This window comes from Nonomuraea maheshkhaliensis (genome assembly GCF_039529435.1).
Taxonomy (GTDB): domain Bacteria; phylum Actinomycetota; class Actinomycetes; order Streptosporangiales; family Streptosporangiaceae; genus Nonomuraea; species Nonomuraea maheshkhaliensis.
The window spans coordinates 17,541-38,823 of record NZ_BAAAMU010000096.1; the positions used below are offsets into that span (position 1 = coordinate 17,541).

Sequence of the window (21,283 nt, forward strand, 5' to 3'; positions counted from 1 at the left end):
CCCCCCCCCCCCCCCCCACCCCCCCCCCCCCCCCCCCCCCCCCCCCGGCAGGAACTCGCGGCGCAGGTCGTCCCAGTGCACGTTGTCGCCGGCCATCGGGTAGACGTACGTGTTGGCGTTGAGCGCCTTCAACCCCGCGATCATCGCCTTGGAGTCGACGTGCCTGATCCCGTCGGCCCGCGGTTGCGCCTCGCGGATGAGGTTTCCCGCGGTCCCGACCACGGCAGGGGTCTCGGCCCGAGCCACACCGGGGAGTAGGGACAGCAGCACGGCGATGAGCCCTGAGAACGCGAGACGGGGCACGAGACTTCCTTCGGCATGATCGTGAACGAGCGCGCGTCAGCCTAGAAGGAGCCGGTATGCCGCCGGTATGCCGGGCTACACCAGGCCGAGCTCGCGGGCCCGTACGCCGGCCTGAAAGCGTGACTCGGCGCCGAGCGCGGTCATCAGCTCGGCCACCCGGCGCCGGTAGGTCCGCACCCCCAGGCCGAGCGTGCGGGCGGCGGTCTCGTCCTTGATCCCCTGGCTGAGCAGGTCGAGCACCGAGGGCGCGAGCTCGCGGATCTCGGCCACCCGGGCGTCGTAGACCGCGAGGTCGGTCGCCGACCGCCAGGCCGTCTCGAACAGCGACATCACCCCCTGGACGATCTCCGGCTGCGCGATCACGCTGTAGCCGCGCCGTCCGGCCTTGAGGTCGCCCGCCAGGATCACGACCCGGCGGTCGAGCACGATCGTCTCGTTGATCCTCTCGGTGGTGATGCGGATCTGCGCGCCGAACTCGTCGCGGCGCCGCGCGAGCTCGCGCGCGGACGCCGAGTTGAGCAGTAGTTCGGGCCGGTAGAGCTTGCGGACGCGCATGCTGCCCAGGCGGCTCGTCGTCGCCGCGGCGACCGTGTCGGCCGTGTGGTCGGTCATCCAGCCCGCGAGGCCGTCGGCCGCGCACGCGAAGTCGGTGGCGGTCGCGAACAGATGTCCCGCCCGCCGGAACAGCTCCTCTTCGCCGTGCACGATCGTGACCGTCTCGTTCACGCGCGTGAGCCCGTCAATCGTCAGCACACCACCGATTCTGCCTCAGCCCTTCTCACCGTGAACGGCCCGGCAGGTTGTTGCCATTCCCGTACGTGCGGCGAACGCCACGCGCAGGCTGGAGCCATGACGAACGACACCAACGTGAACAGCGCGCCGGCCGCCGCCGCGGGCACCTGGCGCCTCGGCGACCGCACCGTCAACCGGATCGGGTACGGCGCCATGCGCCTGGCCGGCATGCCGTGGGACGAGCGGCCCAGGGACCGCGCCGGCGCCGTCGCTCTGCTGCGCCGCGCCATCGAGCTGGGCGTCAACCACATCGACACCGCGGCCTTCTACTTCCTGCCCACCCGCTCGGTCAACGAGCTGATCAGCACGGCGCTGCAGCCGTACCCCGACGAGCTGGTCATCACCACGAAAGTGGGCGCCGGCCGGGCCCGCGACGGCGCGTTCGAGTACGCGCGGCCGGACCAGTTGCGCTCCCAGGTCGAGGAGAACATCCGCCAGCTGGGGCTCGACCACCTCGACGTCGTCAACCTGCGCTGGGGCGCGGGGCTGGACCGGGAGCCCGGCTCCGTTTCCGAGCACTTCGGCGCGCTCGCCGAACTGCGCGAAGCTGGATTGATCCGGCATCTCGGCATCTCCAACATCGGAGCGGAGCAACTGGCCGAGGCGATGGAGATCGCGCCGGTGGTGTGCGTGCAGAACCGGTACGGCCTGACGGAACGGCAGGACGACGCCCTGGTCGAGATGTGCGCCCGGCACGGCATCGCCTTCGTGCCCTTCTTCGCCGTCGCGCCCGGCATCTCCGGCGGCCTTCCCGGCGCCGCCGCGCACGGTGGCCGCGACACGACCGGCGAGACCGAGGTCGCCAAGGTCGCCGAGGCCCACGGCGTGACCCCGGCGCAGGTCCGGCTCGCCTGGACCCTGCACCGGGGCGACCACGTCCTGGCCATTCCCGGCACCAGTGACCTCACCCACCTGGAGGAGAACGTCGCGGCGGGCGCTCTCCGGCTGAGCGAGGACGAGCTGGCGCTCCTCGACGGGATCGCCACGACCGGCTGACCCAGGCGGCCCGTACCGGCGCTGGGACGGGCGCGCGGGTCAGACCGGCCGGCGCGGGTCAGGCACGCCGGCGCGGTCAGGCCGGCCGCCACTCAGACCGCCACTCAGACCGGCTGGCCGAGCGGGCGGACGACCACCGTGTTGACGTCCACGCCGGCCGGCGGAGCACCCAGGCGATGGACTCGGCGACCTCCTCGGGGGTCAGCGGCCTCCCTTCCGGGGCCCGCCCAGGTTGTCCCAGAAGCCGGCGGTGTCCACCCGGCCGGGCGCGATCAACGTCACGCCCACGCCGTGGCAGGTCACCGCGCGGCGGACGTTCTCGGCCAGGCCGGTCACCGCCCGCTTCGTCGCGCCGTACAGGTCGCCGGGAGTGTGGATGAAACCGGCGACGCTGCCCACCAGGACGATCCTGCCCCGGCTCGCCGTGAGCGCCTGGATCGCGGACCGGACGAGCAGCGGGCACGCGGCGCTCGTCCGCGAGGGGGCACGCGGACGCTGCGGGCCCGCCACTCCCTCCTGCGCCGGCACCGCGGCCACATCACCGACCGGATCCAGGAGCTGCACCGCTGCCTCGACCTGGTCTCGCGCAAGGTGGCGCTGTACGAGGAACACCTCGCGGGCGAGCACGGAGACCCGCTGTGGACCGGCCCCTGCCCGACCGACGAACAGCCCCCGCCGCTCGACTGACCCTGCTCTGGCCCTGCTCTGACTCTGCTCTGGCCCTGCTCGCGGCCAGGAGTCAGGCGATCAGGAGGCGGAGGCCGAGTTCCGCGGCGGTGAGGTCGGTGAGGTCGGCGTTGCGTTCGGCCCAGCGGCCGGAGCCGAGGTCGGCGCGGAGGGCGCGGACCGCGCGTTGCTCGGCCTCCGGGCCGACCTTGGCCCAGACCGAGGTCCCGCGGCGGACGCGCTCGTCCAGGTACGCCTCCGGCCGGCGCCAGTGGGCCTCGAAGAAGCCGTCGGCGCAGTCCCACGGGATGGGGACCGGCTCCAGCCGGGCGCCGATCGCGTCGGCCAGTTCGGTGATCGAGGGCCGGCCGGACACCAGGTTGCCCACCTCGGGCAGGTAGTCGCGGGTGAGCCAGAACCGGTGCAGCCAACCGGCCTCGGTGGTGTCGTGCGTGAACACCACCACCCGGCGGGCGACCCGGCGCAGCTCGCGCAGGCCCGCGATCGGGTCGGGCCAGTGGTGGATGGAGGCGACGGACATCGCGGCGTCGAAGGCGCCGTCGTCGAACGGCAGCCGCTCGGCGGACCCGTCCAGGCAGGGCGCCGCGTCGGGGCGGCGCTGCGAGCGCATGAGCGCCGACGGCTCGACCGCGAGGACGTAACGGTCGGACGGCTCGTACGATCCGGTGCCCGCCCCCACGTTCAGCACCGTCCTGGCGTCGCCGAACGCGGCCCAGATCTGCGCCGCGATGCGCGGTTCGGTGCGCCGGGTCACGGTGTAGCCGGCCCCGATGGTGTCGTACAACTGCGCGCTGGACATGGACGCCGCCTTTCCGGCCGGCTCCATCGCCGCACCGTGCCGTACGAGATGTCGTTCCGAGCGCCATTCCACCACATTGATCGGCGACGGGCGAGCACGCTCACTCCAGCTCGGCGGCCCTGCTGTGCGGGTAATGGATGTCGAAAGCGGGCCGTTCTGAACGGATGCGCGGCATGCTGGTGAAGTTGTGCCGGGGCGGCGGGCACGAGGTGGCCCATTCGAGGGAGTTGCCGAAACCCCACGGGTCGTCGATGGTGACCTTCTTCCCGTGGCGCCACGTGTACCAGACGTTGTAGAGGAACGGCAGCGTCGAGGCGCCCAGAATGAACGCCCCGACGGACGAGATCTGGTTGAGCGTGGTGAAACCGTCGGCGGGGCTGTAGTCGGCGTAGCGGCGCGGCATGCCGAGCGCGCCGATCCAGTGCTGGATCAGGAACGTCGTGTGGAAGCCGATGAACAGCAGCCAGAAATGCCACTGGCCGATGGTGTCGTTCAGCATCTTGCCGGTCATCTTCGGCCACCAGAAATAGAACCCGGAGAACATCGCGAACACCACCGTGCCGAAGACCACGTAATGGAAGTGCGCGACGACGAAGTACGAGTCGTGCAGATGGAAGTCCAGCGGCGGCGAGCCGAGGATGACGCCGGTGAGCCCGCCGAGCAGGAAGGTGACCAGAAACCCGACCGCGAACATCATCGGCGTCTGGAACGTCAGATGCCCCCGCCACATCGTGCCGATCCAGTTGAAGAACTTCACCCCGGTCGGCACCGCGATGAGGAAGGTGAAGAAGGAGAAGAACGGCAGCAGCACCTGCCCGGTGGCGAACATGTGGTGCGCCCACACCGTCATCGACAGCCCGGCGATGGCGATGGTGGCGCCGACCAGGCCGATGTAGCCGAAGACCGGTTTACGGCTGAAGACCGGGATGACCTCGGTGATGATCCCGAAGAAGGGCAGCGCGATGATGTAGACCTCGGGATGGCCGAAGAACCAGAACAGGTGCTGCCACAGCATCACCCCGCCGTTCACCGGGTCGTAGACCTGCGTGCCGAGCTTGCGGTCGGCCTCCAGCGCCAGCAGCGCCGCCGCCAGCACCGGGAAGGCCATCAGCACGATGACGCTGGTCAGCAGCACGTTCCAGGTGAAGATCGACATGCGGAACATGGTCATGCCGGGTGCCCGCATACAGATGATCGTGGTGACGAAGTTGACCGAGCCGAGGATCGTGCCCAGGCCCGCCAGCGCCAGCCCCATGATCCACAGGTCCCCTCCCATGCCGGGCGAGAAGGTCGCGTGCGACAGCGGCGTGTAGCCGGTCCAGCCGAAGCTGGCCGCCCCGGCGGAGCCGGCGAACCCGGCGATCACCATCAGCCCGCCGAACAGGAACAACCAGTAGCTGACCGCGTTGAGCCGGGGGAAGGCCACGTCCGGCGAGCCGATCTGCAGCGGCATGACCACGTTGGCGAACCCGGCGAACAGCGGGGTGGCGAACAGCAGCATCATGATCGTGCCGTGCATGGTGAACAACTGGTTGTACTGCTCGTTGCTCACCAGCGCCAGGCCGGGGTGGGCCAGCTCGCTGCGGATCACCAGCGCCATCAGCCCGGCCAGGGTGAAGAACGAGTAGGACGTGATCAGGTACAGGTAGCCGATCACCTTGTGGTCGGTCGACGTCAGCCAGCTGACGATCAGCCGGCCCGCGCGCTCCGGCTGTGCCGGCGGGCTGGGCGGCGGCGCGTCCGCACGCTGCTTCTGTACGGTCATCCGAACGGGTCCCCTCTGGCACGACGACGACTGGCCTTCGGGGGAAGCGGGCGGACGGCCTGCCGTGCATGGCGCGGCGGCGGTGCCCGACCGGAAGTCTGAGGTCTCCTTACCCTCCTGCACCTGGGCATATGCCGCGAAGACCATGACGCTGGGCTTGCTCGTCGTGTGCGGGGCGGCCGCGTGCTCGTCCGGGGCCGGTGCCTCCCGGCTCACCCGCGGACGGAAAACGCCATCGGCTCAGCCGGTGGCGGTGCGGCCCCCGGCGGCGTCCAGGGCGATCGTGCCGGTCGTGCCGCGCAGGGCGAACCCGTGCCGCCAGCGCGCCCGCTCCTCCGCCGTGCTCCGCAGGTCGACGTCGAGGGTCGTCACCAGGCGCCAGGTGCCGCCGGTCTCGGCGTACGAGGTGATCGTGCCGTCGCCCGACAGCACCAGGGCCAGGCGGTCGCCGGGCGCGAGCGTGAGGTCGGCCCGGTTGTGCTCGTGCCGGAACTCGCCGCCGACGCGCACGTCGATGCCGCTCTCCTTGCGGGTGTGGTTGTACCAGGCGCCGATGTACGTGCCGGCGTCCTTGACCCGGCCGACGAAGACGCTGTCCTCAGGCTCGCCGGTGCCCGCCATCGCGCCCAGGGTGATCAGGCTGACCGCGTCGGCGGAGGACAGCGTGCCGGGCAGGGCGAACCAGCCGAAGAACGGGCCCTGGGCCGTGGCGGTGAGCTTGCCGCCCTCGGCCTTGATCACCGGCAGCGCCTCGTCGCCGAAGGGCTGGTAGTGGTCGTAGCCGGTCTGGGTGCTGTCGAAGCCGTCGGCGACGTCTACCTTCGGGTACGTCTTGCCGCCGATCACCAGCGGGGTGGTCGTGACCTTCTTTCCGCCGCTCTGGTTGGCGGCCGTCCAGGAGGGCACGAGCAGCACGCCCGCGGTCACGGCCAGCGCGATCACCACGGCCCCGGCCCCGAGCGGCCACCGGCGTGGACGTGCGCGCCGAGCCTTCGCCCCGTCCGAGCCCGCGGGCGCGGTGGGCACGGCGGACGAGGCCGGGGGCCGCATCCCTTCGACGAGAGTGTGCTCGCCCACGGCAGCAGGGGATGCCGCGCCAGGGGACGCGGCGCCGAGGTGCGCGCCGCCCGGAGACGCGGCGGCCGTGCGTGCGTCGCCGGAGGTGAGGTCCTGGAGCAGGTGTGCGGCGGCGGGACGGTCGGCCGGGTTCTTGGCCAGGCAGGCGGCCACCATCGCGCGCAGCGGTTCGGGCACTCCGGACAGTTCGGGCGGGCCGTGCAGGACGGCGTGCATGACCGCGGGCACGTTCGAGCCGGTGAAGGCCCTGCGCCCGGTCGCCGCGAACACCATCGTGGCGGCCCAGGAGAACATGTCGGAGGCGAGCGTGAGCCGCTGGTCGCCGAGCTGCTCGGGCGCCATGTACGCGGGCGTGCCGGCCACGTGGTTGGTCGTGGTCATGGTGTCGAGGGTCCTGGCGATGCCGAAGTCGATCACGACAGGGCCCTCGGGACCGAGGATCACGTTGGCCGGCTTGAAGTCGCGGTGCACGATCCCGGCGCGATGGATCGAGGCGAGGGCGGTCAGCGTACTGATCGCCAGCCGGTCCAGCCCGCCGCCGATGCGCGGCCCGTCCCGCTTGACCAGCTCGTCGAGTGACGGGCCCTGGACGTACTCGCTGACGATGTACGGCCGCTCGCCCAGCATCCCGGTGCCGATCACCCGCGCCGTGCAGAACGGCGCGACGCTGGCGGCGACCTCCGCCTCGCGCAGGAACCGGCGCCTGACCTCCGGATCGCCGGCGAGCCGCTCGTGCAGGACCTTGATCGCCACGTGCCCGCCGGCGGGCGTCCTGGCCAGATAGACCGCGCCCTGCCCGCCCTCGCCGAGGAGCCGTTCGACCTGATGTTCGCCGATACGTCCCTGGCCGTCCACGCCCGCCACCCGGGAGCCCGTCACCGGTACCCCCGCCACCTCGAAACGATCACGCCCAAGGCTATCCCGTACGACCCGCCCACCGGCCCCGAACGCCGGCCTTCCACGCACAGCCGCCGAACGCCGGCCTTCCGTGCACCGCCCCCGAACGCCGGCCTTCCGTGCATCGGCTTCCGAACGCCGGCCTTCCCCGGCGAGCCGACTGTTCTCAGGCGCCGGCGCCGCCGTCCACCGGGAGGATGGCGCCGGTCACCATCGAGGCGCGGTCGCTGAGCAGCCACGCGGCCGCCTCCGCGACCTCGCGGGGCTCGGCCATCCGCCCGAGCGGGGTCGCGGACGTCACCCGCTCGATGATGCCGGGAGTCGCCGACTCCCACTCGTCGATCATCTCCGTGGCGGTGCCGCCGGGAGTGATGCCGTTGACCCGGATGCCGTCACCGGCCCAGGTCACGGCGGCGGTCTCGGTGATGCTGTTGAGCGCGCGCTTCATCGCCCCGTACGCGGGCAGGGCCGGGTTCGCGCGGCGGCTGCCGATGCTGGAGGTGTTCACGATCGCCCCGCCACCGCTGCGCCGCATGAGAGCGGCCTCGGCGGTCATGGCGATCCAGTGGGCGCGGAAGTTGATCGCGAACTGCTCGTCGATGTCCTCCTCGCTCGTCGTGTCCAGCGGTCCTGGCTGCTGGATCGCGGCGGCGTTGTTGAACGCGCCGTCGAGGCGTCCGTGCAGCTCCTCCACGCGCGCGACCGCCGCGCGGATGCTGTCACGGTCGGCCAGGTCGAGCCGGACGGCGTCGGCGACGCCACCCTTCGCGCGGATGTCGTCGACGATCCCGCGAAGGGCGTCCTCGCTACGGGCGGCGAGCACGACCGAGGCGCCCTCGGCGGCGAACAGCCGTGCCGCGGCGGCCCCGATGCCGCGGCTGGCGCCGGTGATGAACACCACCTTGGCGGTGAGCAGGCCGATGGGCGTGAGCTGGGTGTTTGTCGTCATGATGACAGTGTCAGGCCGGGGACCAGGGCGGATGCAGGCACAGACAGTACCTGGCTCGGCGTGTCGCCCGCCTGGCCGGATGGCGTACACGCCCGCTCGGACTTACGCGTCACAGCACGTGCCGATAGCCGACGCCGGTGGCCTGCTGCCACTACCAGCGGAAAGGAGCACTTTCCGCAGCACACTGGATTCGCCCCTACGCCGCAGCGGTGATCCGCTCCGTCGGCGCCCGCCGATCGACGCGGGCCCGCAGGAGGACGACAGCCAGCACCACCAGCCACACCAGGTATCCGCCGACGTTGACGCGCTCGAACACGCCCAGCCAGGGTGTCGGCTCGTTCGCGGCGAGCCGAGGGCCCTGCATGCCGGACAGAGCGCCGAACACGATGAGCGCCACCAGCGTCACGAGCGAGTAGCCGCGAAACGCCTTTCCGAACGCCGCGGCGGCGAACCCGATGGCCGGCAGGATAAGAAGCACGAGCACAGCGGTGAGTACGGCGTGCATGGCGTCGGTCAGCGTCGGCTCGACCCCACGCAGGTGGATCGGGACGAACGGCCCCACCAGGCCGACGCCCCCGATCGCGATCAGCAGTCCGGCCGTGACGCGCAGAGCGCGCGTGTGACGGGCCGATTCCCGGACACCGAGCGCGAAGGCGATCAGGAGCACGTCGTGCGCGAGCAGAAGAGGAACGACGAGCGGCCTGGACGGTGCGCCGATGGCGAACAGCTCGCTGATCGTTTGCGAGGTGGCGCTGTAGTCCTCCCACCGTACGGCCGCCAGCACGGTCGTGACGGCGTACAGCAGCGGAGCCAAGATGCCGCAGACGAGCAGGACCTTTCGCGCCACGGCACTCCGCGGGAGGTCACGGCGCCTTGGCTCCGGCTCCCGGACGATCGAAGGTGACATGGCTGACCTCCCGGCGGCGTGGGCTTGAGTGACCACACCGCTCACGATCAGCCTGGGCCTGGAGAAGAGCGGCCGGTTAGGGTCGCATGGACCATGGTTGCCGGGACTTTCGCGCGACGGCGCTGGGACCCGCAACTTTCGTGTGATTTTCGGATATTTCCGCTTGCCGGCCTTCGTCAGCCGGGCACCTGCGACCGTTCCCCCGGCACCTTGCGGCAGAGGACGTCCCGCAGAGCGAGCTCGCCTCTGTCGGTCAGACCAAGGCGGTGGGTCAGGCATCTCAGCGGCAAGGGCTGTCCGCCGGTTGCTCGGCCCCCGTCTTCGCGCGTGCGATGCGGGCCTTGACGTCGCGGAAGTGCAGCCGCATCGCCTCCCTGGCGGCTTCGGCGTCCCGGGCGCGCAGGGCCGCCACGATCCGGCGGTGGTTGGCGATGATCTCCGCGGTCCGCTCCTCCGGCGGGTCCAGGGTCGGCTCGACCTCGTGGTAGACGTCCCAGAACAGGCCGATCAGCTGCAGCACCAGCTCGTTGCCGCTCGACTCGTACAGCAGCGCGTGGAACGCCCGATCGGCCCCCGGGTCCCGGTCCATGCCGTTGACCAGGGCGTCGAGCGCGGCGAGCCGGGTGACGCTGGCGCTCTTGGCCACCTGGCCGATCAGCCCGGTCTCCAGCAGCTCGCGGACCTCGACCAGGTCGCGCAGCGCCTGGATCCCGCCTCCCGGGCCGGAACGCACCTGGAAGGCGAGCGACGGCGTGAGCACGTCGAGTGACGCGTGCCCGACGAACGTCCCATGTCCGTGGCGGATCTCGACGATGCCCAGCGCGCGCAGTGCCCGCACCGCCTCCCGGACGCTGTTGCGGCTCGCTCCGAGCAGGTCCATCAGCTGCACTTCGGTGGGCATCGGAGACCCGGGAGCGAGCCCGCGTTCGTGGATCAGGGCGACGATGCGCTCCTGAAGCGACGCGCCGTCACGCGTGGGCATGCTGCCTCCAGGCTCGTCCAAGACCTTGTGTCGAACATCCCACCTCTAGGTCCCGGAAGGCCAGGCGGTGCGGAAGAGTTTACGCCGACTACACGGACGGGCCATCGGGGGAACGCCGCCCGTTCGCCGCTCGAAGGACATGGGATGTCCGCCCCGCCCCGCCCCGCCCGGCACCGGCTGCCGGCTGCCGGCTGCCGTGTGAGAGGCGCCCGCGGCGATGAGGATGGCGGCTCGCGACAGCGAAGGCGGCGGCGCCCGCGAGTTCCGCGAGCCCCGCCGCCTTCGTGTCGCTCAGCTGCCGTTCGACGCCGTCAGCCCGACGCCGTCAGCCCGACACCGTCAGCCCGACACCTCAGCCGATGTCGTCGCTCGGCTGAGGCCGTCCGTCAGCCGACGCCGTTCCTCAATTGACGGTGTCGAACGGCAGCCGCAGGCCCAGCCGGCCGCCGATCGGGAGGTTGCGCTGCCTGATCAGGTCCAGCTCAGTGCCGGACAGGGCGCGCCGGTAGACGCGTACCTCGTCGAGGGTGCCGCGGAAGCGGTCCACGCCGTCCAGCCGCTGCCCGATGTGGATCCCGTCGAGCCCGAACTCCTTGCCGAGGGTCAGCGACCCGCCGGGCACCGGCGCCGACGACACCCGCACGCCGTCCACCGAGAGCCGCAGCTCGCCGCCCGCCCGCTGCAGCGCCACGAAGTGCCACTGGCCGTCGTTGTACGCGCCCGGCGACTGCACCGTCACGTCGAACCGGTCGACGGACATGACCGCCCTGATGCGGTTGCTGGCCGGTTCGGCCCGCAGCCAGAGCCCGGGCGGGTTGGTGCCCCGGTCCACCCGGTGGAACCAGAGGATCGCGTGTGATCCGGTCGTCTCGGAGTAGCGGATCCAGGTGGTCAGCGTGAAGTCCTTCGCGCCGAGGTCGATGGAGTCGTCGAACGGCACCTCCACCCGGTCGTCCACGCGGTCCAGGGCGAGCCCGTTCCCGAAGCGCCCGGCGACCGGCCGCGCGCCGCCGCGCACGTAGGCCGGGTTGCGGTCCGGCGACACGTCCGGCGTCGTCGGTCCCGGCGCGGGCGGGCCGGGGATGCCGGGCGGGGTGTCGTTCGGCGTCTCCAGGTACGCCTCGTTGAACCGGGTGAACCGGATCTGCTCGTACGGCGTGACCGCGCCGGCCTCGTACATCAGAGCCGCCTCGTCGCCGTCCAGCCGCACCATGTCCGAGTACGCCGACGGACCCCAGTGGAAGACCTTGCCCTCGTCCCACGTCTCGAAGCGGCGGCCCTCGTCGTAGGACGACCGGATGCCCATCGCCTCCCTGGCGCCCGGGTGCATCGGCGAGGAGAACAGCAGGCGCCCGTCGCTGAAGCGCGCCAGCGAGCCCTGCACGTCGGTCGTCGCCAGCGCCGGCACGGTGCGGATCGGCCCGTCCCAGGTCTCGCCGCCGTCACCGCTGGTCGCGTATGCCCGGTTGCCCTCGTCGGTGCCGCGCTCGCGGCCCGAGGCGTAGATCCGTCCGTCGGTGAGCTCGACGACGGTGACCTCCTGGGCGATGATCGAGCCGTCGTCGTAGGACGTCTCGGCGCCGATGTTCCATGTCTCGCCGCTGTCGTCGCTGTAGAGCAGGTGCGTGCCGTACGCGTGCGGGCCCACCCGGTCCCAGCTCTCGTAACTCGCGCCGACGATCAGCCGGCCGGCGTGCGGGCCGCGTTCGAGCTGGATGCCGTGCATCGGGCCGGTGGCGTACCAGAAGTTCCATTCGGGGCGCTTGCCCTCGGTCATCTCCCTGGCGGCCGACCAGGTCGCGCCGTGGTCGTCGCTGAACTGCACCCAGGGGTCGCGGTCGCAGCCGTTCGGGCACGGCTCGGCGCCGTTGTGGGTGCTGACCAGCACGACCCGGCCCGTACGCCGGTCGACGATCGGCACCGGGTTGCCGTGGGTCGTGCCGTTGCCCTCCGAAATCACCTGCAGCGGCCCCCAGGTCCGGCCGCTGTCGGCGGAGCGGCGCAGCACGAGGTCGATGTCCTCGTCGTCGCCGCAGTCCTTCACCCTGCCCTCGGCGAAGGCCAGGACCATGCCGTTCGTGGCCCGGACGACGGCGGGGATCCGGAAGCAGGCGTACCCGAAGTCGCCCTGCTTGTAGATGACCTGCTCGTCGGCGAACGGCGCGCCGCCGCTCGCACCGGCCTCGGGGGTCTCGGGGGCCTCGGTGGGCGTCGTCTCGGTGGGCGTCGTCTCGGTGGGCGCCGTCTCGGCAGGTGTCGTCTCAGTCGGCGTCGTTGCCGGTGCTGTCCCGGGTGTCGTCCCGGTCGGCGTCGCCACCACCGTCGCCACCGCCGTCGTTGCCGGTGCTGTCGCGGTGGGCGTCTCGGGTGCCGGCGTCGGCGCCGCGGCCACCGGCGCGACGGACGCGCCGACGAGTAAGCCCGCCAGCATCGTGACGGCGCCGGCCCGGCGGCGCCAGGAGCGCCCGGTACGGCCCTCCGGGGGATACCCATCGTGCATGTCTTCACCCTTTCGCCAGGAGCGGCTCTGAGATCGGACATCCTACGTCCAACGTCGGACGTTAAACAGAGGGTAAACGTAGAATGTTCGGGTTGCACGAAGGCGTTACGGGCTCGTGACGGCAGGCCACGAAGCGGGGCGGCCGACCTGCTCCCAGACACCTCAAGCAGGTCCTGGAGAGGCACACCCGCCTGATCGCGACGCACCCCAGCCGGCTCCCGGGCGGCGCCGCCAAGCCGGCCTCAGAGTGGTGCGGCTGTCCGGCCTCGGTACGGTCGGCTGGTTCCGAAGCTGTGCGGCCGGTTGGGTTCCGGGGCTGCGATGTCGGCTTCGGGGTGGTGTGGCCGACCTGGTCCCGGATGGCCTGGTCCCGGATGGCCTGGTCCCGAACGGCCTGGTCCCGGAGCCGTTCAGCTGGTCACGGAGTGGCGCGGTCGGCCTGGTCAGAGAGGCCGGTTGGTCCCTGACTCCGGCTGGACCCGGTGTGGAGACGGAGCAGGGCCGGGGGATGGGTCAAGATCGCCGAGTGGGAGGGCGCGCCGCTGCCACGACGAGCACGCCTGCCGTGATCAGGCCGCCGGCGTGCACGCAGAGTATCGGGATGATGCCGAGGCGGTCGCCGAGCACGCCCGCCAGTGCCATCCCGAGCAGCGACGTGGCGGCATGGGCGCTGGCGAGGAGCCCGAAGACCGCCCCCACCCGATCGCCCCCGGTGACCGTCTGGGCGAACGTGGTCAGCCCCGCCATCGCGGCCGCGGCGGGCAGTCCGGCCAGGCCGATCAGTACGAAGGCGGGCCACAGGTCCCGCGTCACGAGCGGGTAGGTGAACAGCGCCAGGTCGGCCAGGCCGAAGACGACCGTTCCCCATCCGAACAGCACCCGCGGAGTGACGTCGCCGAGGCGAGCGGCGATCAGCAGGCCGCCGGCGATCCCGCCGACCGCCTGCGCCGACAGGAACAGCCCGTACGCGTCCGCCTCCCCGCCCAGCACGCCGGCGACGAAAGGCGCCGCGAGCGTCGAGAAGACGCCCTCGCCCAACCCCGTGATCACCATGTACGTGACCAGCAGGCGCACACCACGGTTCGTGCCGGCCAGCCGCAGCCCCGACACCCACTGCCCGCCGATCGTCGCCGTCGCCGTCGGGGCCGGCGCGCGGGCGGGGCCGCGCAGGCCGGACAGCAGCAGCGCGGAGATCGCGAAGCCGGCCACGCCGATCCAGACGACCGCGGCCAGCCCGCCCGCGCCCACCGCGGCCGCGCCCGCCAGCGCGACCAGCAGCCTGGCGGCCTGGCCGGTCTGCCCGTGCAACGCGTTGGCCCTGACGAGCTGCCCCGGCGGCACGATCTGCGGTACCAGGGCCTTCTGGGCGGGGAACAGGGCCGTGCTGCCCACCCCCGTCCACAGGGCGACGCCGTAGACGATCCACGCCTGGCCCGGCTCGCGTACCGCCAGCAGCGGCAGCAGCCCGAGCGCGAGCAGCACGTCCGCGATCACCAGCAGCCGGCGGCGGTCCCACCGGTCGGCGAGCACTCCGGCCGCCGAGCCGAGCAGGACGTCCGGCAACCGGCCCGCGAGCAGCATGGCAGCACTGGAGAGGGTGGAGCCGGTGAGCACGTAGACGTGGTAGGCCAGCCCGGTGCTGACGACCCAGTCGCCGGTCTGCGAGATCAGCCCGGCCGACAGCAGCCGCCGGTAGTCCCGGTTCGCAGCGAGCAGCTCACGGATCCCGCCCGCAGATCGCTTCGGCGCCCCATCCGACATGCCCGTGCTCTGTGCCGCCGCCTCGCCGACCTGCGGTGTGCTCGTGGCGTTCCTGTCCTGCGGAGCGTCTGTGCGCGCCGTGGCTTCGCAGTCCTGCGGTACGTGTGTGGCGGGTGCGGCCCGGCTTGGCGTTTCGCCGGCGTGTGGGGCGGCGTTCACGGGGTCAGTCACCGGATTCGGTCGCGGGGAGCGGGATCGTGAGAGTGGTCAGCACTACGGGCCTGGCGCCCTCCGGTCGTTCGGACGGGTCGGCGATCCGGGCCATCAGCGGCTCCAGCAGGTGGCGGACCGCCTCGTCCAGCGCGTTGAGCTCGTCAGGGGTGACGTACAGGTAGGAGTTGCCGATCCCGCCGGCGTTCCGCCACGCGTCGGGCTCGTCCGCGCGGCGCTCATGCCATTCGGCCAGCCGGCCCATGGCCCGTTCGGCCATCACCTGCTCCAGCAGGCCGCGGGCGGCCGAGGTTTCGTGGTCGGTCCCCGCGTCGGGCCACTCCTGGGTCAGCGAGGTCGCCTTCCACGGACGTTCGCGTTCGTCGCGGGCCTCGGCCTGCTCCACGAAGCCGTACCTGGCGAGTTGCCGCAGATGGTAGGAGGCCAGCGCCTGGCTGATGCCGACCTCGCGGGCGGCGTCGGCGGCGGTCGTGGCGCCGGCCCGCATCAGCAGCTCGTGCAGGGCCAGGCGGACGGGGTGGGCGAACGCGCGCATGGTGGCCGGGTCGTTCAGCACCTGCCGGGGTCGATTCCGCCATGATTCCAAAGACATGCTTGGAATCATCCGTATGGTGGGTGGCTGATGTCAAGGAATCCTTTGGATTCTCGGCCTCGCGTTCGTACGTGAGCTCTGTGCAATGCCTGAAATAACCCTTATGTCGGAAAAATCGGGTTCAACGGAAGAGTGCCTTGTTTGTCCGCATAAGGGGGAGGAGGTGGGGTGATGATGGAAAGAGAAGGGGATCGGCTCTTTGAGGGAGCAGGTGTGATGAAGGGTCACATCGTCGCCGGAGCAGACGGGTCGGCCCCGGCGACCGCGGCGGTGGAGTGGGCCGCGGTGGACGCCCAGCGGCGCGGACGCCCGCTGCGCGTCGTGCACGTGTGCGAGCCACGGGTCCACGACGCGAACGTGTGCGAGCCGCGCGTCCACGAGGAGAGCACCGCGTCCTGCGCCGACATCCTGGAGGCCGCCGTCAGCCGCGCGCGGGAGCTCACCCGCGACGTCGAGGTGAGCGGCGATCTGCTCGGCGGCGACGTCGTCAGGGCCCTGCTCGCCGAGTCGCACATGGCGGACAGCGTGGTGCTGGGCAGCCACGGGCGCGGCGGGTTCGCCGGGATGCTGCTCGGCTCCGTCGGCCTGGCCGTGGCCGGGCACGCCACCGGGCCCGTCGTCATCGTCCGCACGCCGACCCCGCTGTGGTACGACCGGGTCGTGGTCGGCTACGACGGGTCGGAACACGCCGAGGTCGCCTTGGACTACGCCGTCGAGCAGGCGCGTGCCCGCGGAGCGCAACTGCACGTCGTGTACGCCTGGCAGCTGCCGCTGTTCTCGGCCTACGCCGCCCCCTACGCCGTGCCGTACGGCGGCCTCATCGAGGACCTCATGGCCGAGCAGGTCAACCGCGTGGCCGAGCGGATCGCGGGCCGGCGTGAGCGCGACCCCGATCTCGTCATCACCGACGAGCAGGTGTGCGCTCACCCGATCACCGCGCTGGTCGAGGCCGGCCGGACGGCCGACCTCGTCGTGATGGGCTCGCGCGGGCTCGGCGGCCTGGCCTCGGCCGTGCTCGGCTCGGTCAGCCACGGGGTGCTGCACCACGTGACCTGCCCGGTGGCGATCGTACGCCCGCACGCCGAGGAACCGCCGGAGTCGTGACCCCCGGCAGTCGCAACCGGCGAGAGCCGTGCTCAACGCGGAGGCCGTGCCCGCGAAGTCAGTTGGTGCACGGGCAGTGGTGGGCGAGTTCGATCTGGTGGTCCTCGACCTCGCCGCTGTCCGCCCACCCGGTCGGCGACGCCGTCACCGGGCCCTGGGTGGCGAGCCGCAGCCGCATCCAGGTGACGCCCGTGCGCAGCGGCCGCGGCACCCTCCAGCGCAGCGTGGCGGTGGTGGCGGACGGCACGACCTTGGCGGTGGCCCGTTCGACGGCGTCGAAGCGGCCGTTCTGGTCGAAGTCGATCCAGCCGTTCAGCCGCGACGGAGAGTCGGCCCGTACGGGGACGGCGAGCGTGTAGTCATCGCCGGTGGGCGCGATGCGCGCCCGCGGAGCCGTGACGGCGTCGTCGGCGTCGGTGCCGGTGGGAAGGGAGCGCGGGGTCATGCTCACCGCGTCGGTGTGGTCGGCGGTCACGGTACGCCCGAGCGTCGAGCGGGTGATCGCGTGGGAGGCCGCGCCGTAGGAGGGGGGCGCGTCGGAGTCGTCCTCGGCCAGGGAGAGCTTGAACGCGGCCCACAACTGCGGGGTCGGCCCGCCCTTCCCCTGCCGGTCGTCATGGGCGCGCAGCTTGACGGTGAACGAGCTGACGGTGCCGCTCACCTTGACCGTCCCGCAGGCGTAGACCACGCCGCAGGTGGTCGAGCCGGTGGGATACGTCCATTCCGGCTCGATGGCGGTCGCGCTGGTCCGGTAGCCGGGGAAGCCGGCCACGCGGGCGAAGGCGGGCGTGGCCGGGATGCCGCCGACCAGCTCGATCGCGGGCCAGTAGTCGTCGTGGTTCCTGGCGTCGCCGGAGGAGCCGCCGGTGCCGAAGACGTGCAGGTGCGGGTCGCGTACGGGCCTGGAGAAGGTGAACGTCAGCGTGGCGACGTCACTCCAGGCACTGGGCTTGGCCGCGAAGTGCTCGTACTGGTCGACGAATCCGGCCGTCGTCTTGGCGTTGGCCGGGATGAGGTATTCGTCGTCGGCGGCCGTCGGGTCGGCGGGCAGGACCTTGGCCGAGGCCACCTGAGTCTTGCCGATCATGGTCTTCTGCACGGTCACCCGCACCCCGGAGGGCGTGCGGCCCACGGCGGTGGTGACCGAGTTGGTGAAGGACGACGACGCGCTCTCGGCATGGGTGCCGGTGACGGCGGCCGGGATGCTCAGGAAGGTGGTGGTGGCCGTGCAGGCCACTATGGTGCGACAAATCATGCTTTCCCCCGTAGTTGATGGTTCTTCAGTCGGTGGTTCGTGATCGCAGGCGGCTGACGAGCCCTCTGGTCACCCGGTGGGCGGCGAACCGGCAGCCGCACACGAACCGCATGGCCGGCCCGAACGTCGGCGCCGCCGCCAGCCCGACGAGGTGCAGTCCCGCGACGGACGTCTCGAAGGTCCGGCTGAGCCGGGGACCCGGCCCCGCCGACGCCACCGCGCGGCGCAGGTCCTCGCTGAGGAGGCCGAGCCGGGAGACGTCCACCCGGTAGCCGGTGGCGGCGATCACGTGCTCGGTGACCACGGTCGTCCGCGCCCCCGTGGCGTCCCGCAGCTCCAGCCGCACCCCGTCGCGGTGCTCGCAGGCCGTCAGCCGGGTGCCCAGCGTCACCGTGACGGCCCCGTCGAAACGTTCGCGCAGCCACCACGAGCCGGCGGGCCCGAGCGCGGTGCGCACGATGTGCCCGCGACCCGCCGCCGGCAGGTGCCGGACCGCGCCGGGCAGCCGCGCCCAGGCGACGGACGGCCACCCGCTGCCGAGCGCGGAGCGGGGAGCGCGCAGGCGCGCCAGCGCCGAGCGCCGCCGCTCGGGGGCGGGGTTCCAGGCCAGCGCGTCCGTACGGGCGAGGACCCGGACGCTCGCCCCGGCCTCGGCCAGCAACGTCGCGCTCTCCAGGGCCGACTGCCCCGCGCCCACCACGGTCACGTCCCGTCCGGCGAACCCGCTCAGATCGGCGTGGTCGGAGCTGTGCGTGCACGCCTCCGGCGGCAGCGCGGTCAGGGCGGGCGGCCGGTGGGCGAACGGCAGGAAACCCAGCGCGAGCACCGCCGTCCTGGCCGCCACCACCTCGCCCGACGCCAGGGTCAGGACGAACCGGCCGCCATCCAGGCCGCCGCCGAGGCCACCCTCCGAACCGCCGTCCAGGCCGATGGAGGTCACCTCCTGCTCCTCCAGCGCCGCGCCCACCGCCCGCGCCTGGAACCACCGGCCGTAGTCGACGAACCGCTCCACCGGCACCGCCTCGCCGAAGGAGTGGCGATGGAAGGCGTCCAGGCCGAAGCGCCGCGCCGGGTCGGCGAGGTGGGAGGCGTCCGGGTCGGACTTCAGCAGCATGCCCCTGGGCATGTGCCGCTCCCACGCGTGCATCGGCCTGCCGAACACCCGCGCGTCCAGCCCGGCGGGCAGCGCGTGCGCCGCCACGGAGAGGCCGTACGGGCCCGCTCCCACGACCGCTACGTCGATCACTGAGGTTCCCACGTTCTCCTCCTTCGCTGTCTCGGTGACCGGGTGATCCGGTCGAAGCCGCGTTTCACCGTCCGCCCGCCCATGGCCACGAAGGGCCGCAGGTCGTCGGGGGAGAGCCAGGCGAGCTCGTCGCTGGAGCACAGGGCGCGCAGGCAGCCGGGGCCCGCGGCGAGCAGGTCGTAGTTCTCCACCACGTACGTCCGCCCGTGACCGGCCTGCCCCAGCGCCGCGGCCCGGCCGGAGAGGTGCAGGTGCGCGACCCGTACCAGGTCCAGGCCCCTGGAGTCGGTGAACAGCCGGAACTGGGCGCCGAGCCGCGGGTTGAAGTCGAGCAGGTGGTAGGCGCCCGTGGCCGGGTCGTGCCGGAAGTCGATGTCCAGGACGCCGCGGTAGCCCAGTGTCGCGGCCAGGTCGCGGGCGATGCGCTCGATGGCCGGGTTGGGCAGCCAGCGGCCGTACGTGGTCAGGCCCGCGCCGCGCGGGTAGGAGCGTTCCTTGCGGCCCGCTCCGCCGTACAGGCAGCGCGAGTTCTCGTCGAAGTAGCCGTGGAAGAACCAGTCCGAATGCGGCCCGCCCGGTACGAACCGCTGGAACAGCAGGTCGTTGCCCGGCAGGTGGCGCAGCAGCGGGGCCACGTGCTTGGCCTGGCGTACCAGGCTGGTGTTGCGCAGCTCGCGACCGGCGGGCAGCAGCCAGGGCCGCGCCCACTTGGCGACCAGCGGCAGGCCGAAGTCGGCGACGGCCGCGGCGGCGTCGCGCTCGCCGGTGATCACCCGCGACTCCGGCTGCGGGATCCCGAGCGTGGCGCACAGGCGGGCCAGCAGGCGCTTGTCGGCGAGCACGCGCGGCAACCCCGGCGCCTGGCCGGGCAGCAGAAAGCTGGATCGCAGGTCGGCCGCGTGCTCCGCCACGGCGATGGCGGCGGCGTCGTCCATCGCCAGCAGCACCGAGCGGCGGCCGATGCGGTCGGCGACCTGCCGGAGCGCGCGGATGACGTCCCGGTCGCGCGGCCAGGCGTGCGAGCGCGCCAGGTAGCGGGAACGGGAGGCGGGTGTGCGCCGGTCGTCGATGAGCCCGTGCACCTCTACGCCGGCCCTGCCGAGAGACCGGATGGCGCCGAGGGTGCCGTGGTGGAAGACGTTGTCGTCGATCCGCAGCACGAGCGCCGGAACGGTGCGATCAAGCATGGTGAAGGTCCTGCTCTTCCAGGAAAAGCCATGGATCGGGCAAATCGCGAGTTGAATATCCGGTTTGCGGCTACCTGCCTTGTATGGAGGAAACGCAAGGTGACATCGCGACGGTGACGCGGAAGGGCCATCGGCGCTGCGCGAAGGCGATCGGCCGTCGGCACGGCGCCAAGGCGATCGGCCATCGGCACAGCGTGAAGGCGATCGGCTATCGGCACTGTGCGATGGCGATCGTCGTGGGGACGATGGCGGGCACGACGCTCGGCCTGGGCACGCCGGACGCCCCTCCGCCGCGGGGCCCCTTTCCGCGCCCTCCGGTGAGCCTCCCGCCACAGAGCCCGCCGGCCGCCCCTCCGCCGGCGGCGCTGGGCGTCTTCCTCAGCTCCGACTGGCGCGGCCCGCAGCACCTGCCGGGCTTCGAGTCGTGGCTGCGCAACGAGGTGACGGTCGGGCGCACGTACCTGCCAGGCGATCGCTGGGATGCCATCGCGGGCGCCGCGTTCGTCCTGGAGCCCTGGACCCGCTGGCGGGCCGCCAGGCCCGGCCGGGTCCTGGCGCTGAACGTGCCGATGGTCGCCCCCAACGAGGCGGGGCTGCCCGACAGCGTCGTGGCGCGGCGGCTCGGCGAAGGAGCGCGCGGCGAGCACGACCACCACTTCCGCCGGCTCGCCTGGAAGCTGGTCTCCTCCGGCGCCGGCGACACGATCATCGTCCTGGGCTGGGAGATGAACGGCACCACCTACTCCAGCCGGTGCGCGCCCGACCCGCAGGCGTGGAAGATCTACTGGCGGCGCATCGTCGCCGCCATGCGCTCGGCGCCCGGCCAGCGCTTCCGCTTCGACTTCGCGCCCAGCCGCGGGCGCGACGCCATCCCGTGGACGGAGTGCTACCCGGGTGACGACGTGGTCGACATCATCGGCATGGACAGCTACGACCAGGGGCCGGGGCGCGAGTTCTCCGACTACGTCGAGCAGCCGTACGGCCTGCGCGCCCAGGCCGACTTCGCGGCACGGCACGGCAAGCCCCTCTCCTTCCCTGAATGGGGGCTGTTCCGCAGGGGCGACCGCTCCGCCTACGTCCGGCGGATGCTCGACTGGATCGGCAGTCACAATGTGGCCTATCACTCGATCTCCGATTACTGTCCCCACGGCGTCTGGCAGTGCCGGGCCAACCCGCGGTCGTCGAAGGTGTTCCGCGAGCGGCTGCGCGCGGCTCCCACCCCCGCACCCGCTCCCACCCCCGCCCCCGCTCCCGTGCCGAGCGCCTCCAGCGTGTGCGCGGCGAGCTCGTCCAGCGACCTGTCCACGTCGAAG

Annotated in this window: 18 protein-coding genes; 4 read left to right on the plus strand and 14 right to left on the minus strand. The window is 72.1% G+C overall.

Annotation, left to right across the window (positions count from 1 at the left end; translation table 11 throughout):
• Positions 1 to 378: 378 nt before the first annotated feature.
• Positions 379 to 1,056, minus strand: a complete 678-nt coding sequence (locus ABFX54_RS41495; RefSeq protein ID WP_346112364.1) for a DNA-binding response regulator — start codon at positions 1,054 to 1,056, stop codon at positions 379 to 381.
• A 96-nt stretch (positions 1,057 to 1,152) separates the two neighbouring features.
• Here ABFX54_RS41495 and ABFX54_RS41500 point away from each other — a divergent pair, with 96 nt between their 5' ends.
• Positions 1,153 to 2,091 (plus strand): oxidoreductase, encoded by a 939-nt coding sequence (locus tag ABFX54_RS41500; protein WP_346112365.1) that lies wholly within the window; start codon positions 1,153 to 1,155, stop codon positions 2,089 to 2,091.
• A gap of 201 nt (positions 2,092 to 2,292) precedes the next feature.
• Here the strand turns inward: ABFX54_RS41500 and ABFX54_RS41505 are convergent, their stop codons facing one another.
• Positions 2,293 to 2,490, minus strand: coding sequence for an SDR family NAD(P)-dependent oxidoreductase (locus ABFX54_RS41505; RefSeq protein ID WP_346112366.1), 198 nt, complete (start codon positions 2,488 to 2,490; stop codon positions 2,293 to 2,295).
• Here ABFX54_RS41505 and ABFX54_RS41510 point away from each other — a divergent pair.
• Positions 2,464 to 2,778 (plus strand): hypothetical protein, encoded by a 315-nt coding sequence (locus ABFX54_RS41510; protein ID WP_346112367.1) that lies wholly within the window; start codon positions 2,464 to 2,466, stop codon positions 2,776 to 2,778. The two genes, ABFX54_RS41505 and ABFX54_RS41510, sit on opposite strands and share 27 nt — an antisense overlap.
• Before the next feature lie 52 nt (positions 2,779 to 2,830).
• Here the strand turns inward: ABFX54_RS41510 and ABFX54_RS41515 are convergent, their stop codons facing one another.
• The 9 genes from ABFX54_RS41515 to ABFX54_RS41555 form a co-directional block, all read right to left on the minus strand.
• On the minus strand, positions 2,831 to 3,604 hold the full coding sequence (locus ABFX54_RS41515; RefSeq protein ID WP_346112368.1) for a class I SAM-dependent methyltransferase: 774 nt from the start codon (positions 3,602 to 3,604) through the stop codon (positions 2,831 to 2,833).
• 73 nt (positions 3,605 to 3,677) lie between these two features.
• Positions 3,678 to 5,342, minus strand: coding sequence for an aa3-type cytochrome oxidase subunit I (gene ctaD, locus ABFX54_RS41520; protein ID WP_346112370.1), 1,665 nt, complete (start codon positions 5,340 to 5,342; stop codon positions 3,678 to 3,680).
• A 240-nt stretch (positions 5,343 to 5,582) separates the two neighbouring features.
• Complete coding sequence (locus tag ABFX54_RS41525) at positions 5,583 to 7,313, minus strand: serine/threonine-protein kinase (RefSeq protein ID WP_346112371.1); 1,731 nt, start codon at positions 7,311 to 7,313, stop codon at positions 5,583 to 5,585.
• A 169-nt stretch (positions 7,314 to 7,482) separates the two neighbouring features.
• Entirely contained in the window at positions 7,483 to 8,265 is a 783-nt protein-coding gene (locus ABFX54_RS41530; protein WP_346112372.1) for an SDR family NAD(P)-dependent oxidoreductase, read from the minus strand.
• A 196-nt stretch (positions 8,266 to 8,461) separates the two neighbouring features.
• The gene (locus ABFX54_RS41535) at positions 8,462 to 9,112 is read right to left on the minus strand and encodes a DUF998 domain-containing protein (RefSeq protein ID WP_346112373.1); all 651 of its coding nucleotides are present in this window, start codon (positions 9,110 to 9,112) and stop codon (positions 8,462 to 8,464) included.
• Positions 9,113 to 9,452: 340 nt separating this feature from the next.
• Positions 9,453 to 10,154, minus strand: coding sequence for a FadR/GntR family transcriptional regulator (locus tag ABFX54_RS41540; protein ID WP_346112374.1), 702 nt, complete (start codon positions 10,152 to 10,154; stop codon positions 9,453 to 9,455).
• Between the two features lie 403 nt (positions 10,155 to 10,557).
• Positions 10,558 to 12,654, minus strand: coding sequence for an exo-alpha-sialidase (locus tag ABFX54_RS41545; protein WP_346112375.1), 2,097 nt, complete (start codon positions 12,652 to 12,654; stop codon positions 10,558 to 10,560).
• A gap of 513 nt (positions 12,655 to 13,167) precedes the next feature.
• On the minus strand, positions 13,168 to 14,415 hold the full coding sequence (locus ABFX54_RS41550; RefSeq protein WP_346112376.1) for an MFS transporter: 1,248 nt from the start codon (positions 14,413 to 14,415) through the stop codon (positions 13,168 to 13,170).
• A gap of 163 nt (positions 14,416 to 14,578) precedes the next feature.
• Positions 14,579 to 15,178, minus strand: a complete 600-nt coding sequence (locus ABFX54_RS41555) for a winged helix-turn-helix domain-containing protein (protein WP_346112377.1) — start codon at positions 15,176 to 15,178, stop codon at positions 14,579 to 14,581.
• A gap of 216 nt (positions 15,179 to 15,394) precedes the next feature.
• Between ABFX54_RS41555 and ABFX54_RS41560 the strand changes: the two genes are divergently transcribed.
• Positions 15,395 to 16,282, plus strand: a complete 888-nt coding sequence (locus tag ABFX54_RS41560) for a universal stress protein (protein ID WP_346112378.1) — start codon at positions 15,395 to 15,397, stop codon at positions 16,280 to 16,282.
• Positions 16,283 to 16,340: 58 nt separating this feature from the next.
• Here ABFX54_RS41560 and ABFX54_RS41565 read toward each other — a convergent pair whose 3' ends face one another.
• Genes ABFX54_RS41565 through ABFX54_RS41575 form a run of 3 tightly spaced genes read right to left on the minus strand, consistent with a single transcriptional unit; the run spans position 16,341 to position 19,970 of the window.
• Positions 16,341 to 17,537, minus strand: coding sequence for a GEVED domain-containing protein (locus tag ABFX54_RS41565; RefSeq protein WP_346112379.1), 1,197 nt, complete (start codon positions 17,535 to 17,537; stop codon positions 16,341 to 16,343).
• A 25-nt stretch (positions 17,538 to 17,562) separates the two neighbouring features.
• On the minus strand, positions 17,563 to 18,795 hold the full coding sequence (locus ABFX54_RS41570) for an NAD(P)-binding domain-containing protein (RefSeq protein WP_346112380.1): 1,233 nt from the start codon (positions 18,793 to 18,795) through the stop codon (positions 17,563 to 17,565).
• Positions 18,780 to 19,970, minus strand: coding sequence for a carboxylate--amine ligase (locus tag ABFX54_RS41575; RefSeq protein ID WP_346112381.1), 1,191 nt, complete (start codon positions 19,968 to 19,970; stop codon positions 18,780 to 18,782). The genes ABFX54_RS41570 and ABFX54_RS41575 overlap by 16 nt, the downstream gene beginning before the upstream one ends.
• 113 nt (positions 19,971 to 20,083) lie before the next feature.
• On the opposite strand from ABFX54_RS41575, the gene ABFX54_RS41580 reads away from it, so the two are divergent.
• The coding region (locus ABFX54_RS41580; protein ID WP_346112382.1) for a glycoside hydrolase family 26 protein at positions 20,084 to 21,283 on the plus strand (1,200 nt) is incomplete at its 3' end.

Coding starts and splice junctions, on each gene's coding strand:
- ABFX54_RS41500 (WP_346112365.1), top strand. CDS start 1,153: ATGACGAACGACACCAACGTGAACAGCGCGCCGGCCGCCGCCGCGGGC.
- ABFX54_RS41515 (WP_346112368.1), bottom strand. CDS start 3,604: ATGGAGCCGGCCGGAAAGGCGGCGTCCATGTCCAGCGCGCAGTTGTAC.
- ctaD (WP_346112370.1), bottom strand. CDS start 5,342: ATGACCGTACAGAAGCAGCGTGCGGACGCGCCGCCGCCCAGCCCGCCG.
- ABFX54_RS41530 (WP_346112372.1), bottom strand. CDS start 8,265: ATGACGACAAACACCCAGCTCACGCCCATCGGCCTGCTCACCGCCAAG.
- ABFX54_RS41540 (WP_346112374.1), bottom strand. CDS start 10,154: ATGCCCACGCGTGACGGCGCGTCGCTTCAGGAGCGCATCGTCGCCCTG.
- ABFX54_RS41545 (WP_346112375.1), bottom strand. CDS start 12,654: ATGCACGATGGGTATCCCCCGGAGGGCCGTACCGGGCGCTCCTGGCGC.
- ABFX54_RS41550 (WP_346112376.1), bottom strand. CDS start 14,415: ATGTCGGATGGGGCGCCGAAGCGATCTGCGGGCGGGATCCGTGAGCTG.
- ABFX54_RS41555 (WP_346112377.1), bottom strand. CDS start 15,178: ATGTCTTTGGAATCATGGCGGAATCGACCCCGGCAGGTGCTGAACGAC.
- ABFX54_RS41560 (WP_346112378.1), top strand. CDS start 15,395: ATGAAGGGTCACATCGTCGCCGGAGCAGACGGGTCGGCCCCGGCGACC.
- ABFX54_RS41565 (WP_346112379.1), bottom strand. CDS start 17,537: ATGATTTGTCGCACCATAGTGGCCTGCACGGCCACCACCACCTTCCTG.
- ABFX54_RS41575 (WP_346112381.1), bottom strand. CDS start 19,970: ATGCTTGATCGCACCGTTCCGGCGCTCGTGCTGCGGATCGACGACAAC.